General features: G+C 72.0%; 10 protein-coding genes. 6 read left to right on the top strand and 4 right to left on the bottom strand.

The annotated features are described in order from the left end of the window. Positions 1 to 66: 66 nt before the first annotated feature. From ACIOKD_RS38675 to ACIOKD_RS38660, 4 genes are all read right to left on the bottom strand, one after another. Positions 67 to 2,451, bottom strand: a complete 2,385-nt coding sequence (locus ACIOKD_RS38675) for a bifunctional salicylyl-CoA 5-hydroxylase/oxidoreductase (protein ID WP_402092934.1) — start codon at positions 2,449 to 2,451, stop codon at positions 67 to 69. A 13-nt stretch (positions 2,452 to 2,464) separates the two neighbouring features. Further along, positions 2,465 to 4,177, bottom strand: a complete 1,713-nt coding sequence (locus tag ACIOKD_RS38670) for an AMP-binding protein (protein WP_402092932.1) — start codon at positions 4,175 to 4,177, stop codon at positions 2,465 to 2,467. 81 nt (positions 4,178 to 4,258) lie between these two features. Continuing rightward, complete coding sequence (locus tag ACIOKD_RS38665; protein WP_402092931.1) at positions 4,259 to 5,185, bottom strand: acyl-CoA thioesterase; 927 nt, start codon at positions 5,183 to 5,185, stop codon at positions 4,259 to 4,261. Beyond that, positions 5,182 to 5,664, bottom strand: a complete 483-nt coding sequence (locus tag ACIOKD_RS38660; protein ID WP_402092930.1) for a cupin domain-containing protein — start codon at positions 5,662 to 5,664, stop codon at positions 5,182 to 5,184. Before ACIOKD_RS38660 ends, ACIOKD_RS38665 begins: the two co-directional genes overlap by 4 nt. Before the next feature lie 190 nt (positions 5,665 to 5,854). On the opposite strand from ACIOKD_RS38660, the gene ACIOKD_RS38655 reads away from it, so the two are divergent. The 6 genes from ACIOKD_RS38655 to ACIOKD_RS38630 all read left to right on the top strand — a co-directional run bounded on the left by ACIOKD_RS38655 (position 5,855) and on the right by ACIOKD_RS38630 (position 13,442). Beyond that, the gene (locus ACIOKD_RS38655; protein ID WP_402092929.1) at positions 5,855 to 6,271 is read left to right on the top strand and encodes a RidA family protein; all 417 of its coding nucleotides are present in this window, start codon (positions 5,855 to 5,857) and stop codon (positions 6,269 to 6,271) included. A 128-nt stretch (positions 6,272 to 6,399) separates the two neighbouring features. After that, on the top strand, positions 6,400 to 7,899 hold the full coding sequence (locus tag ACIOKD_RS38650) for a metallophosphoesterase family protein (protein ID WP_402092928.1): 1,500 nt from the start codon (positions 6,400 to 6,402) through the stop codon (positions 7,897 to 7,899). 157 nt (positions 7,900 to 8,056) lie between these two features. Then, complete coding sequence (locus ACIOKD_RS38645) at positions 8,057 to 8,419, top strand: cupin domain-containing protein (RefSeq protein WP_402092927.1); 363 nt, start codon at positions 8,057 to 8,059, stop codon at positions 8,417 to 8,419. A 162-nt stretch (positions 8,420 to 8,581) separates the two neighbouring features. After that, positions 8,582 to 10,954 (top strand): tetratricopeptide repeat protein, encoded by a 2,373-nt coding sequence (locus tag ACIOKD_RS38640; RefSeq protein WP_402092926.1) that lies wholly within the window; start codon positions 8,582 to 8,584, stop codon positions 10,952 to 10,954. Next, entirely contained in the window at positions 10,951 to 12,126 is a 1,176-nt protein-coding gene (locus ACIOKD_RS38635) for a hypothetical protein (protein WP_402092925.1), read from the top strand. Before ACIOKD_RS38640 ends, ACIOKD_RS38635 begins: the two co-directional genes overlap by 4 nt. Then, positions 12,123 to 13,442 carry an alpha-glucoside ABC transporter substrate-binding protein gene (locus tag ACIOKD_RS38630; protein WP_402092924.1) on the top strand — a complete coding sequence of 440 codons (1,320 nt, stop codon included), beginning with the start codon at positions 12,123 to 12,125 and terminating at the stop codon, positions 13,440 to 13,442. The genes ACIOKD_RS38635 and ACIOKD_RS38630 overlap by 4 nt, the downstream gene beginning before the upstream one ends. Positions 13,443 to 13,514: the final 72 nt, after the last annotated feature.

Below are 13,514 nucleotides of genomic sequence, written 5' to 3'. Positions count from 1 at the left end.
AGCGACGGCTCGTCGGTGCCCTGCGGGACGTACAGCGGATGGCGGCCGGTGATGGCGCGTTCGGGGTCAGTGCTCGACGGCGGCCGGTTTCCGGGGCGGGATCCAGCGCAGGTGGACGGTGTGTCCGGGGTCCTCGGCCCGTAGCAGGGAGAGCCGTGGGCGGACGGCGTCGGTGCGTGCGCCGGGCGGCTTGCGGGCGCCGGCCCGGTACGGGAGCGGCCACTGGCCGGCGCTGTCCCGGTACTCCTGCTCGGCCGCCGCGTGCAGGGTCCAGTGCGGATCGTAGAGGTGGGTGCGGCCGAGGGCGCACAGATCCGCGCGGCCGGCGAGGAGGAGCGAGTTCACGTCGTCGTAGGACGCGATGGCCCCGACCGCGATGACGGCCGTCCCGGTGGCCGCCGCGACCTCGTGGCGGATCCGGTCGGCGAACGGCGTCTGGTACGACCGGCCGTACGCGGGCCGCTCGTCCTTGGTGACCTGTCCGGAGGAGACGTCGATCGCGTCCGCGCCGTGGGCGATGAAGGCGCGGGCGATCTCCACGGCGTCATGCCCGGTGTTGCCGTCCGGAACCCAGTCCGTCGCGGAGATCCGTACGATCATCGGCCGCTCGGCGGGCCAGGCGGCGCGGACGGCGTCGAAGACCTCCAGGGGGAACCGGAGCCGGCCCCGCAGCGAACCGCCGTACTCGTCGGTGCGGTGGTTCGACGTGGGCGAGAGGAACGAGGACAGCAAGTAGCCGTGGGCGCAGTGGAGTTCGAGCAGATCGAACCCCGCCTCGGCGCCCCGGCGGGCGGCGGTGACGAAGTCGGCGACAGTCGCGTCCATGCCGGCGCGGTCGAGTTCCCGGGGGACGGCCGATCCGGGACCGTACGGCAGCGGGGACGGCCCGACAGGCTCCCAGTTGCCGTCCGGCAGCGGGTCGTCCATGCCCTCCCACATGATCCGGGTGGAGCCCTTGCGGCCGGAGTGACCGAGCTGGAGACCGATCCGGGCGGTGCTGCGGTCGTGGACGAAGGACACGATCCGCGCCCACGAGTCGCGCTGCCCGTCCGTCCACAGACCCGTGCAACCGGGGGTGATGCGCCCCTCGGGCGAGACGCACACCATCTCCGTCATCACCAGTCCGGCGCCGCCCATCGCCTTCGACCCGAGGTGGACCAGGTGGAAGTCACCGGGTACGCCGTCGACGGCCGAGTACATGTCCATCGGAGACACGATCACCCGGTTCTTCAGCCGCAGCTCCCCCAGCCGAAAGGGCTGGAACATCGCCGGAGCGGTGTCCGGCAGGCCCTGGGAGGCCGCGAAGGCCGCGTCGACCCGGTCGGCGAACTCCTGGTCGCGGGTGCGGAGGTTGTCGTACGTGATGCGGCGGGAGCGGGTCAGCAGGTTGAAGCAGAACTGGGTGGGTTCCTGATGGGCGTACATGCCGATGTTCTCGAACCACTCCAGGGACGCCTGGGCGGCCCGCTGCGTGGACTCGACGACAGGGCGCCTCTCCGCTTCGTACGCCGACAACGCGCTGTCGGTGTCCCGGTGTTCGTGCAGGCACGCGGCGAGGGCGAGGGAGTCCTCCATCGCCAGTTTGGTGCCCGACCCGATCGAGAAGTGCGCGGTGTGCGCGGCGTCCCCGACGAGGACGAGGTTGCCGTGGTGCCAGCGCTCGTTGCGTACGGTGGTGAAGCCGAGCCACTTCGAGTTGTTGGCGAACACCCGATGCCCGGCCAGTTCCTCCGCGAAGAGCCCGCGGACACGCTGGACGGCCTGCTCGTCCGAGGCCCCCGGTGGGAACTCGGTCTCCTCGGTGACGTCGAAGCCGGCCCGGCGCCACACGTCCTCGTGCATCTCGACGATGAAGGTGGAGCCGGTCTCGGAGTAGGGGTAGCCGTGCACCTGCATGGTCCCCCACTCCGTCTGCCTGACGAAGAACTGGAACGCCTCGAAGACCCGGTCCGTGCCCAGCCACATGTACTTGTTGTGCCGCTGGTCGAGCGTGGGACGGAAGACATCCCGATGGGCGGCCCTGACCCGCGAGTTGACTCCGTCCGCGCCCACCACCAGGTCGTACGAGGCACGCAGGACGTCGGTGTCGGGGGCGGCCGTGGAGAAGCGGACGCTCACCCCCAGGTCCTGGCAGCGGCGCTGCAGCAGTCCGAGCAGTTCCCGGCGGCCCATCGCGGCGAAGCCCTGGCCGCCCACGGTGTGGGTCCGGCCGCGGTAGTGGATGTCGATGTCGGTCCAGCGGGCGAAGCTGAGGGCCATCGCGTCGGCGAACTCACGGTCCGCGTTCTCGATGCCGCCGAGTGTCTCGTCGGAGAACACCACGCCGAAACCGAAGGTGTCGTCCGGGGCGTCGCGCTCCCACACGGTGATCTCATGAGCCGGGTCGAGCTGTTTCATGAGGGCGGCGAAGTAGAGGCCGCCGGGGCCGCCGCCAACGATCGCGATCTTCACGGGGGTTCCTCTTTCAGTGCTCACCGGCGGCCGTGGCGGCCTGCTCGTCCTCGACGGCCGCGCGGAGTGCGAACCGCTGCAGTTTGCCGCTGGCGTTGCGCGGCAGGGACCGGCGGAACCGCACGTCCCGTGGGTACTTGTAGGGCGCGATGACCTCCTTGACGTGGCCCTGGATCTCCTCGGCCTTGGCGGCGTCACCCCTCACGCCGTCCCGCAGGACGACGAAGGCGCAGACGACCTCGCCGCGTTCCGCGTCGCTCCGGCCGACGACGGCGCACTCCAGGACGTCGGGGTGGGTGTCTATGGCGGCCTCGACCTCGGGGCCGCCGATGTTGTAGCCGGAGGAGACGATCATGTTGTCGCCGCGGGCGTGGTAGTGGAAGTAGCCGTCCTCGTCGCGGTGGAAGACGTCACCGGTGACGTTCCAGCCGTTCACGACGTAGTCCTTCTGGCGTTCGTCGTCGAGGTAGCGGCAGCCGACCGGGCCGATGACGCCCAGCCTGCCCGGCTCACCGGGGCCCAGTTCCGTGCCGTCGGGGCCGAGGATCGTGGCGCGGAAGCCCGGTACCGGTCTTCCGGTGGCGCCGGGGCGGATGTCGTCGCCCGCCGCCGAGATGAAGATGTGCAGCAGTTCGGTGGCGCCGATGCCGTCGATGACCCGCAGTCCGACGCGGTCGCGCAGCTGCTCCCAGGTGCCGACGGGTATGTGTTCGCCGGCCGAGACGCCGACACGCAGTCCGGCGAGCTGCTGTTCGCGGCCCTCGCGCAGGATCGCCTTGTACGCCGTGGGCGCTGTCGCGAGCACGGTGACGCCCTGCCGCTCGACGAGTTCCGCCATGCCCGGCGGGGTCACGGCCTCGGTCAGCAGCGCGCAGGCACCGGCCCGCAGCGGGAAGACGACGAGCATGCCGAGGCCGAAGGTGAAGGCGAAGGGGGCGCTGCAGGCGACCAGGTCGTCCGGGAGCAGCCGCAGCACATGACGGCCGAAGGTGTCGTCGATGGCCAGGATGTCCCGGTGGAAGTGCATGGTGATCTTCGGGGTGCCGGTGCTGCCGGAGGTCGGCGCGAGGAGTGCCACGTCGTCGGCGGCGGTGTCCACGGCGGTGAACTCGCCGGACTTCGCCGAGGCGCGGGCCACGAGGTCGCCCGGCCCGGTGGCGCCGAACTCCACGACCTTCAGCGAGGGCAGCACGGTGTCGCGTACGACGTGGACGTCCTCGGCGCATCGGTGGTCCACCAGGGCGAGGGCGGGCAGGGTCCGCTCGGCGACCGGGGCGATCTCGCGGGCGCGCAACGCGGCCATGACGGTGACGACGACTCCCCCGGCCTTGAGCACGCCGAGCCAACTCGCGACGGTCCACGGGGTGTTGGGCGAGCGGAGCAGGACGCGCTGTCCCGGCTCCAGGCCGAAATCCTCGGTGAGCACCTGGGCGACCTGGTTGGCGCGCCTCCCCAGTTCCCCGTAGGTCCAGGTCTCCCCGGCCGGCGTGCGCAGTGCCGGGCGGTCGGCCCCGAACGCCGATGTGGGGCGGTCGATGAGTTCGGTGGCTGCGTTGAGCCGTTCCAGGTGGGGCGGGTGGAGCGGTTCGGGTGCGGCGAGCTCGATCGTCGGCCACAGATGCGCGGGAGGGAGGTGGTCGCGGGCGAAGGAGTCCGCGTACGCCGAGGGAGAGAACGGCTGAGGTCGCAGCGGTGGCCGGGGTGGGTGCGGTGGCGGAAGAGTCAACGGAGGAGTCCTTCCGGGAGCCCGTCGGTGCCGGGCGGGGCCGCTCGGTACGGTCGATGCCGAGCCGTACCGGGCGGCGGGTCAGGCGGGGCGGATCATTCCCTCCTGGACGACGGTGGCCAGGTGACGGTGGTCGCGCGTGAAGAAGCGGCCGGTGCCCAGTCCGCGGCCCGCGTCGGCGGCGACCGCTTCCTGGACGTAGAGGAGCCAGTCGCCGACCGGCCCCGGGCGGTGGAACCACATGGCGTGGTCGAGGCTTGCGGTGACGAGCCCGGGGTCGGCCCAGGCGAGGTCCAGTACACGCAGGACGGGTTCGAGGATCGTGTAGTCGCAGACGTACGCCAGCGCGGCCAGGTCCCGCTGGGCGCCGGTCAGCCCTTCGACGGTGCGCAGCCTGTCGAACGGCCGCACCCAGACCGCCTGTCGCGGCAGCCGTTTGCCCTCGACGGTCAGGTAGACCGGGCCGGGCACATGCCGCATGTCGAAGCTGCGGCCGGCGGACCAGTAGGCCTTCGACTCCTCGGTCATCGAGCCGCCGCTGCGCTCTTCGAGGTACGCCGCCGCCCCGGGCAGGTCCTCCGGGTCGGGGACGACCTCCGCGAACTCCGCGTGGAAGGTCCCGCCGGGCTCCCCCGCGGCGAAGTTGGCCAGGCAGACGTAGAGCGGTCTGCCGTTCTGGTAGCCGCGTACCTGCCGGGTGCTGTAGCCGCGGCCGTCGCGCAGCACCTCCACCTCGTAGCGCACCTGGGCGCCGATGTCGGCGGGGCGCAGGAAGTAGCTGTGCATCGAGTGCAGCGTCTTGGCGTCGGTCACGGACCGCATCGCCGCTGCCGCCGCCGCCGCGACGAGGTCGCCGCCGTACGCCTTGGGCCAGGGGCAGGGCTGGGTGACGGCGGTGAAGGCCAGGTCGAAGTGCTCGGGCGGGGTGGGTGTGAGCGTGACCGCCTCGGTGAAGAAGGCCGAGGTCGGTGGCGTACCGCTCGGCGTCGACGCGGGCCCCGGCGTCATCGGTCGAGCCAGTCGCGGAGGTCGGCGTCGGCGACGTCGGACAGATTGACGACGATGTTCTCCGGCGTCCGGGTGGTCATCCAGGTCAGCGGCTCGGTGCGGGAGAGGTTGCACTCGATGTGCGGCATGAACGGCGGGACGAAGACCCAGTCGCCCTCCGCCATGTCGACGTAGTCCTCGAACTTCTCGCCGAAGTAGATGCGGGCCCGCCCCGACAGGACGTAGCCGCCGGTCTCGGCCTCGCCGTGGTGGTGGGTGACCGAGCGGTAGCCGGGGTCGTTGCCGACCTTGCCGAACCACAGTTTCGTGGCGGGTGTGTGCTGGATGCTGACGCCCGAGATCCGGACGGCCCCTCCGGAGTCGGCGGTGTCGCCGCTCTCCGCTCCGGCACGCGTCACCACGGGAGCGACGATCCCGCTGGGCAGCCGGTACATCGAGGCGTCACCCTCCAGGCGGTACTTGCTGAGGTCGGGCTCCATGGGGGTTGGCTCCGTTCCGGTCGTGCGGCCTCGGGAGCGGGCGATCGTCGGCACGGTTCGTGTTCGTCGGCACGGCTCGTGTGGTATCTCGTTTTTTTCACGACCGTCATTTATTGTCAATACAGCATGCCGACCCGACCGGAGCAGACCCGTCGAGCCGGACCGCCACCCCCGAACCCACGGAGGCCACGTGACTCCCCTCGCCGTGAACCCGGGAGCGCTGCCGACGCCCCGTGGCTACTCGCACGGAACCCTCGCGGGAAACACGCTTCACCTGGGCGGGCAGACCGCTCTCGACGCCGACATGAAGATCGTGCCGGGTGGGATCGTCGAGCAGTTCCGGCAGGCGTTCGGCAACGTCCTGACGACCCTGCGCGAGGTGGGCGGGGAGCCGCGGGATCTGGTGAGTGTGACGATCTACCTCACCGACATTCCCGACTACCAGGCGCACGGCAAGGAGATCGGCGCGGTGTGGCGGGAGCTCGCCGGGACCGTCTATCCGGCGATGGCCGGGATCGGCTGCACGGCGCTGTGGCAGCCGGAAGCGATGATCGAGATCCTCGGCGTCGCCGTGATCCCGGACGACCGCCTGACGCTCCGCCCATAAACCGCGCGCAGTCCTCCTACACCCTCAAAGATCGCGCGGTTCCCCGTGCCCCCAGGCAACTGGGCCCACCCCATGCCCTCAAGGGGCGCGGGGAACCGCGCGGCCGACCGCGTTGTTAACGTTCGCGGATGTCTGAATCTTCACGCGACACCGCGGCCGGCGCCGGCTGGGGCACCGCGGAACGCGGCGCGTACACGCGCCTGATGCCACAACGGACCGGGAAGTTGTCCTGGGTGAACCCCAAGACCCTGTGGCCCGCCCGCAACGGCACACTCGCCTCGCTGTTCGGCGACCCGACGGGCCACACCCGCGGCCGCTGGGTGGCGCAACGGACGGCCGCCGGAGCGCCGGCCGACATGGTGGTCGGACTCGACACCCCGGACCACTTCTCCTTCATGGTCATCGGAGACACCGGCGAGGGCGACGACCCCCAGTACGCCGTCGTGCCGGGCTTCCTGAAGGCCGGTCAGGGCACGGAGTTCACCGTGCTCGCCAGCGACGTGATCTACCCGGTCGGCGCCGCCGACGACTACGGGACGAAGTTCTTCCGCCCCTACCAGGACTACCAGGCGCCGATCTACGCGATACCCGGCAACCACGACTGGTACGAGGACCTCGACGGCTTCATGCGCGTCTTCTGCGACGCACCGCCCCTCGCGCCACCGCCCCCGCCCCGCCGGCTGTCGTCCGCCTGGTGGCGGTCACTGCTGTGGCACAAGCCGCGCGTCCCGGACGAACAACGCCTGGCAGAGGCGCGGAAGTTGCGTTCGGCCCCCGCCCAACAGGCCGTCCAGCCGGGCCCGTACTGGGCCGTCGACGCGGGCCCGGTGCGGATCATAGGCATCGACACCGGCCTGCTCGGAACCGTGGACGCCGAGCAGGGCCGCTGGCTCCGCGAGGTCTCCCAGGGGGACACCCCCAAGATCCTCGTCACCGGCTCCCCCTTGTACGTGGACGCCGAGCACCACCCCTGCCCCATCGAGGGCGGCGGCACGGTCGACGACATCGTGCGCGATCCCGCCCATCACTACGTGGCCGCGATAGGGGGTGACATCCACAACTACCAGCGCTACCCCGTGGCGGTGGACGGCCGCACCATCCAGTACGTGGTCGCCGGGGGCGGCGGGGCCTTCATGCACGCCACCCACACCATGCCGCGTGTCTCCGTCGCCGGTGTCACCGAGGACGACTTCCGCTGCTATCCGCTGCGCGGCGACTCACTGGCCTTCTACAGCGGGCTCTACGGGCGCCGGCTGCGTATGCGGCGTCTCCTCACGCTCACCGAGGACCAGGCGACCGCCGTCGTCTCCGAGCGTCTCGGCATCCCCCCGACCCGGGCCCGGGTCGGGTCCACCCGTGTCACCCCGCGCACCCGCCTCGTCGCGAGCCTGCTGGGCGCGGGTGGCCGTCCCGACCGCACCTCACGTCTGCGCCTGCCGGTGCGCGAGGCCTACACCCGGCTCTTCTCGCCGGGTTCGGCGACGTACAGTCCGCCGTTCTTCAAGTGCTTCCTGCGCCTGGACGTCACCCCGGAGTCCGTCCGGCTGCGCTGCTTCTCGGCGACGGGAAACCTGCCGCAGGAACTCGATCCGCCCGTCGAGGACGAGGTGGTCATCCCCCTGGTGTGACGCGGGGTGATCCACAAGGCCGTTAGCCCGAATGGCGGCGCCCGGCTTGCGGGCGGACGATGAGGAGGAGGGGGCTGCGATCCGCGTGTCCGTGGAGGTCATGGGAACGGCGACCGGGCCCCGAGGCTGCTGGACCGGATCGATTGGAGGGACCGTCATGATCGAGATCAAGGCGGTCGAGAAGCCGGACGAACGGCGGGACTTCCCGCACGGGCACCTGGAGGCCGTGCACCTCACCGGGCTCGACTTCGCCGTGGCGACGTTCGAGCCGGGCTGGCGCTGGTCCGAGTCCGTGGGACCGATCTCGGGCACCGAGAGCTGCCTGGTCCATCACAACGGTTACGTCGTCCGGGGCCGCATGCGGATCCGGCTGGACGACGGCGCCGAGAGCGAGGTCGGCGCCGGCGACGTCTTCGTCTGTCCGCCCGGCCACGACGCCTGGGTCGTGGGGGACGAACCCACCGTGGTGTTCGACTTCGCCGGAGGCATGGCACAGGAGTACGCGAAGGCCACCGGCTGACACCGTCCGGACCGACACCCCGGCCGACGCCGCAACCATCGGGCGGCTCCCCCAGGTCAGCCGCCCCCCTGGACATCTCCTGGACACGCCGGTCCACTCCGACACAGCATCTCCCCCTCGGCACGGGGTCATTCGGAGCCGCCGCGTCTATTCTGGGGTCGCATGGAGGGGGCAGCGAGCAGCGGGGCGACCGGTGAACTGCCGGAGTCCAGTGCGTCTTTCGGCCCGCTCGTGGTGTCGCCGCCGATTCTGCGGGCCGCGCACGTAGTCCTGCCCGAGGAGAGCCCCGACCCGGTGCTGCTGCCGTCGATCACCCTGCTGGACCGGGCGGCGTCCCACGGCGGCGACCGGGAAGAACTGCCCCTGCCCCCGGGGCGACTGCTCGCGGGGCAGTACCGCCTGATCCGGCCGCTGGGCTACGGCGGGATGGGCAAGGTGTATCTCGCGCACGACACCAAGGTCGACAACCGCGAGGTCGCCATCAAGATCCTCCACCCCCAGCAGGCGTCGGCGTCGTCGGATGCCCTGGTCCAGGAGCGGCGGGCCGTGGTCGACCTCAGCCACGGCGACATCATCCGCGTCTTCAACTACGGGCACCACCCGAAGATCGGCGACTTCCTCGTACTGCAGTACGTGGACGGCCTCACGCTCGAAGAGGTACGGGCACGGGTCCAGGTGAACCCGGACGAATTCGGCGGCGGTCGCTTCCCCGAGTTCGTATGCGCCTACGGGGTGCGGATCCTGGCCGCTCTCGGGCATCTGCACGCCGACCGGCCCGGCAAGGTCTACGGCGACCTCAAGCCGGACAACGTGATGCACGACGGCACCGCCACGAAGATCATCGATGTGGGGAGCGTCCGCGCGGCCGGGCTGCCCGGTCACACCACGGAGGGCTTCCGGGCCCCGACCGTCGGCCCGAACGGCCAGTCCACCGGCCAGGACGACCTGTTCAGTCTCGGGGAGACCCTGCGGCGGCTGAGCGGCCTGGGGCGCTGCCCCGACGACCTGGCGGAGCTGGGACGACTGGACGTGACCGGTCCGCCGGCCGGCAGGCCGGAGCCACCCGGCGGAGGCGAATCCCCTCGGACTGCGGGGGCACCCCCCATGACGGCGCCCCCTCCCCACGGACTCGGCCTGGTGTCGCTGGCCCGGGTGCTGCACCGCGCCACCCGGGCCGAACGGGCCGAACGGTTCGCCTCCGCGCACGAGATGGAGGAACAACTGCGCGGTGTCTTCAGGGAGTTGCGGTCGCTGCGGACCGGCCTGGAGACCTTTGAGCCGTCACCGCTCTTCTTCCAGTCGCCGTACGCGCTCGACGCGGCTCTCGGTTCGGCACCGCCCGTCACGCGGTGGGCCGCACCGGACGCGCCCGCCCCGTACGCACCGCCGTCGCCCGCCGAGGTCGCCAGCCGGCTGCCCGTGCCGCGGCCCGATCCGCAGGACCTCCATCACGCCGAGCTGAGCAGGCTGGCCGACGCCGCTCCCGAGGCGCTGCTGCAGCACACCGGGGACTGGCAGGACTCGCCGGAGGTCCTGCTGCTGCGCTGCCGTCTGCGCTTGCGCAGCGCCGGGAGCGGCACCTCGGCCGCCGAACGGGAACTGCGGTCCGCCGCGACGCTGATCGACGCCGAGCACGTCCCTCATGACTGGCGACTCGGCTGGCACCGCGGACTGCTCGCACTCGGACAGGACCGGGTCGGCGCGGCCCGGCGCCACTTCGACGAGGTGTTCGCGGCGATCCCGGGCGAGTACGCGCCGAAGCTGGCCCTCGGCTACTGCGCCGAGCGCCTCGGCCGCTGGCAGGAGGCGCTGACGTTCTACGAGGCGGTCCGGCTGCGCAACCCGTCCCTCGGCAGCGCCGCGTTCGGCGCCGCGCGGGCCCGTCTCGCGCTGGGCGGGGAGCCGGCGTGGGACGACGCCGTACGGGCGCTGGACGCGGTGCCGCAGCACTCACGGCACCGGACCGCCGCACGGACGGCCGCCGTACGCGTCGGCGTCGAGCACGTGCGCACCGCCGGGCACCCGGACGAGGCGGCCGACCGGCTCCGCGAGGTGCTCGCCAGGCTCGCCCGGCTGTTCCACGCGCACGGGCTGACGGACGAGCAGGCCAGGGTCCGTATGACCGCGGAGGTGTGGGAGGCGGTACGGGGAGCCCTCGTCCGGGGTGTGATCGACGCGGCGGAGCTCGCCGGGCTCGCCGCGGGCGCCGACGCGCGGCTGGGACTCCCGTCCGACGAGCCCGGGCTGCGCAGAGAACTCTCCCGTCTCTATCTCACCCTCGCGCACCAGGCCGCCCGTTCCGCCACCGCCGAGGACGGGGCCGTCGCCGAGACCCTGCTGGACCGTGCCTACGCGGTCCGCCCGCTCGCCTTCCGGCACCACCGGGACAGCCCATGGCTCGGGAAGAGGGCGGTGGCCTGGCTGCGGACGATCGCCCACACGCCGTCACCGGGATCACAGAAGCCTCAGGGCTCACAGGAATCTCAGGGCTCACAGGGCTCACAGGGCGAGAGCGCCCGGACGGTCCGCGAGTGACCGGTGCGGCACGACGCGGACGTACGGCCCGGGGAGCGGTGGTCGTCGTCGTCGAACTCGCCCGCCGGCTCTGGCGCTACCTGTGGCCGTCCCCCACCGGCCGCCGCAACCGCGCCTTCCTGCGGGACCGGCTCATCGCGCTGCCCCTGCTCATCGTGGTGGCGTTCGGCACGCTCGGGTGGGCGTACACGGACGTACGGGACGACTCGAAGTATCTGCGGGACCGGCTGGCGCCCGCGCTGGTCGGCCTCGCGAACGCCAAGGCGTCGCTGTTCATCGCGCAGGGCGAGGCCGAGAAGAACCTCGCCGAGGCGGGGGCGGCCGAACTCGGCGGCCTCAGCGAGCGGTACCGCACGCGGGTGGCGCGGGCGACGCAGAGCCTCAACCAGGTCACCCGCAGCGGAGCCCTGACGGTGGCCGAGGAGCAGGAGCTGCGTGTGGTGTCCGCGCTGGTCGTCGACTACACGGGATGGATCGGCCGGGCCCAGGGCCACGCGAACGACGCCGTACTGCGGGACGCCGAGCTGACGTACGCGCGCAGCATGCTCTGTACGGAGCCGGTCGCCGCCGCGGACCGGCAGGACCGCTACCCGCCGTGTCCGTCGGCGGCCGGTTCCGGCGCGACCTCGATCGTGGACCGCGTCACGGGACTGGAGCGGCAGTTGCGCGAACGGCTCGGGGAACGGGCCGCCTGGGGCGGGAGCGTGCTCGCCGCGGCCGTGGTCTCCGGTCTCGCCCTCGTGCTGCTCGCCGTCGGTCTCTGGCGCACCGTGGTGTTCCTGCGCCGCCGCTTCCGGATCCGGCTCAGCGTTCCGCTGGCGGCAGCCGCCCTGCCGCTGCTCGCCGTACCGCTCCTGACGGCCGACGCGCTGCTCGCGCAGGACGCGCAGACACGGTCCGCGCCCCTGGCCGACGCGCTCGCCGAGCGGACCTCTCCGGAGACGGAGACGATCGCCGAGGAACGCCCCTTCGACGGCCCCGACCCGCAGGCCGTCGCCGTACTGGAGACCCGGATCGACGAGACGCTGTCCGACGGCCGGCTCGCCTTCCTCGACGGAGTCGCGCCCTTCGTCCTCCCCGCGGGTCTGCTCGCCGCCGGTCTCGTCGGCGGCGCCCTGCACGCGTACCGCCGCGAGTATCTCGTGGTCGCCCGCCCGGGAGCCGTCTCATGACCCGCCCTCCGCGTGCCCTGCCCGGGTTGCGTGGGCCGCGCGTCCTGCGTGGGCTGCGCGTCCTGATGGCCGGGTGTCTGCTCGCCCTGGTGCCCGGGTGCGCCTCGGACGACCCCGCCCCCCTCGTCGTCCTCGGCCCGTGGACCGGCAAGGAGGGCGAGGCCTTCGAGGCCGCGCTCCAGCGGCTCGACGACGGGACCGGCAGGACCTACACCTACGAGGGCACCCGCTCCCTGCGCGAGACCCTCGTCTCGCAGCTGGAGGCGGACACCCCGCCGGACGTGGCGGTCCTCAACAGCATCGGCGAACTCACCGAGTACGCCCGCCGCGACAAGCTGAAGCCGCTCGCCGAGCCGACCCGCGAACGCGCCTTCTCCCCCTGGGCGCCGGAACTCCTGGTGGACGGCAGCCGCCGCACCTACTGGGTGCCGCTGAAAGTCGACCTGAAGAGCCTGGTGTGGAGCAAGAAGGGCACGCCGAGCGACGATCCGACGTGGTGCGTGGGGCTCGCCTCGCAGGCCACCTCGGGCTGGCCCGGTACGGACTGGATCGAGGACATCCTGCTCCATCAGGCGGGTGACGGCCCGTACGAGCGATGGGCCACGAGCAGGCTCAGCTGGCGCGATCCGGACGTCGTACGGGCGTGGACGACCTGGGCGGAGCTGCTCGCGGGCCGCACCGACGACTCCGTCGAACAGTCCCTGACCACGTCGTACGAGGGCACGTCCGGGCCGGCCGGGCCCCGCGGACTGCTGAACTCCCCCGGCTTCGAGTGCACTCATGAACACCAGAGCGCCTTCATCCGGTACGTGTACGCGGGCGACGACATCCGTGTGGAACCGTCGGCCCGGTTCCTGCGCGGGCGGGCCGAGAACCGCGACGCGTTCGAGGTCGCCGGGGACATGGCCGCCGTCTTCAGCGACGACCCGGACGCCCAGGAACTGGTCGAGCGGCTGTCGAGCCCGGCCGGGCGGGAGCGGTGGCGGGCCGAGGCGGACCCGGCGGTGCGTCCGCTGTTCCCGGACACGAAGGGGCTGCCGCCCACGGCGCCCGCGAACGCCATCGAGCAGGAGATCGACGGCCTGCTCAACTCGACGGCCCGCACCCTGTGTTTCGACGCCTCGGACGTGATGCCGCCCGAGCTGCGTGACGCCTTCCACCGGGCGGTCCTGGAGTTCTTCCGCGACCCCGCGAAGAGGCATCTCACCTCGCTGCTGCAGCAGTTGGAGACCGTACGGGTCCAGGTGGACGAGGACGCGGACGACGCCGGCTCGTTCCGGCCGCCCGAGCACATCTGCGCCGGCCCGGGCGGCTGAATCCCGTACGCCGGTGGTACGCCCTTGGCCGGCTCCCGGTGCGGAGGAGCCGGCCAAGGGGACCCGGTTCGG

The sequence above is a fragment of the Streptomyces sp. NPDC087844 genome (assembly GCF_044742785.1).
GTDB lineage: Bacteria > Actinomycetota > Actinomycetes > Streptomycetales > Streptomycetaceae > Streptomyces.
The sequence above is the reverse complement of the archived record's forward strand: the minus strand, read 5'-3'. Positions and strand labels throughout refer to the sequence as shown.

Bases quoted from the DNA above. Each gene is read 5' to 3' on its own strand.
- ACIOKD_RS38665 (WP_402092931.1), bottom strand. From the start codon at position 5,185: ATGACGCCGGGGCCCGCGTCGACGCCGAGCGGTACGCCACCGACCTCG.
- ACIOKD_RS38660 (WP_402092930.1), bottom strand. From the start codon at position 5,664: ATGGAGCCCGACCTCAGCAAGTACCGCCTGGAGGGTGACGCCTCGATG.
- ACIOKD_RS38650 (WP_402092928.1), top strand. From the start codon at position 6,400: ATGTCTGAATCTTCACGCGACACCGCGGCCGGCGCCGGCTGGGGCACC.
- ACIOKD_RS38645 (WP_402092927.1), top strand. From the start codon at position 8,057: ATGATCGAGATCAAGGCGGTCGAGAAGCCGGACGAACGGCGGGACTTC.
- ACIOKD_RS38640 (WP_402092926.1), top strand. From the start codon at position 8,582: ATGGAGGGGGCAGCGAGCAGCGGGGCGACCGGTGAACTGCCGGAGTCC.
- ACIOKD_RS38630 (WP_402092924.1), top strand. From the start codon at position 12,123: ATGACCCGCCCTCCGCGTGCCCTGCCCGGGTTGCGTGGGCCGCGCGTC.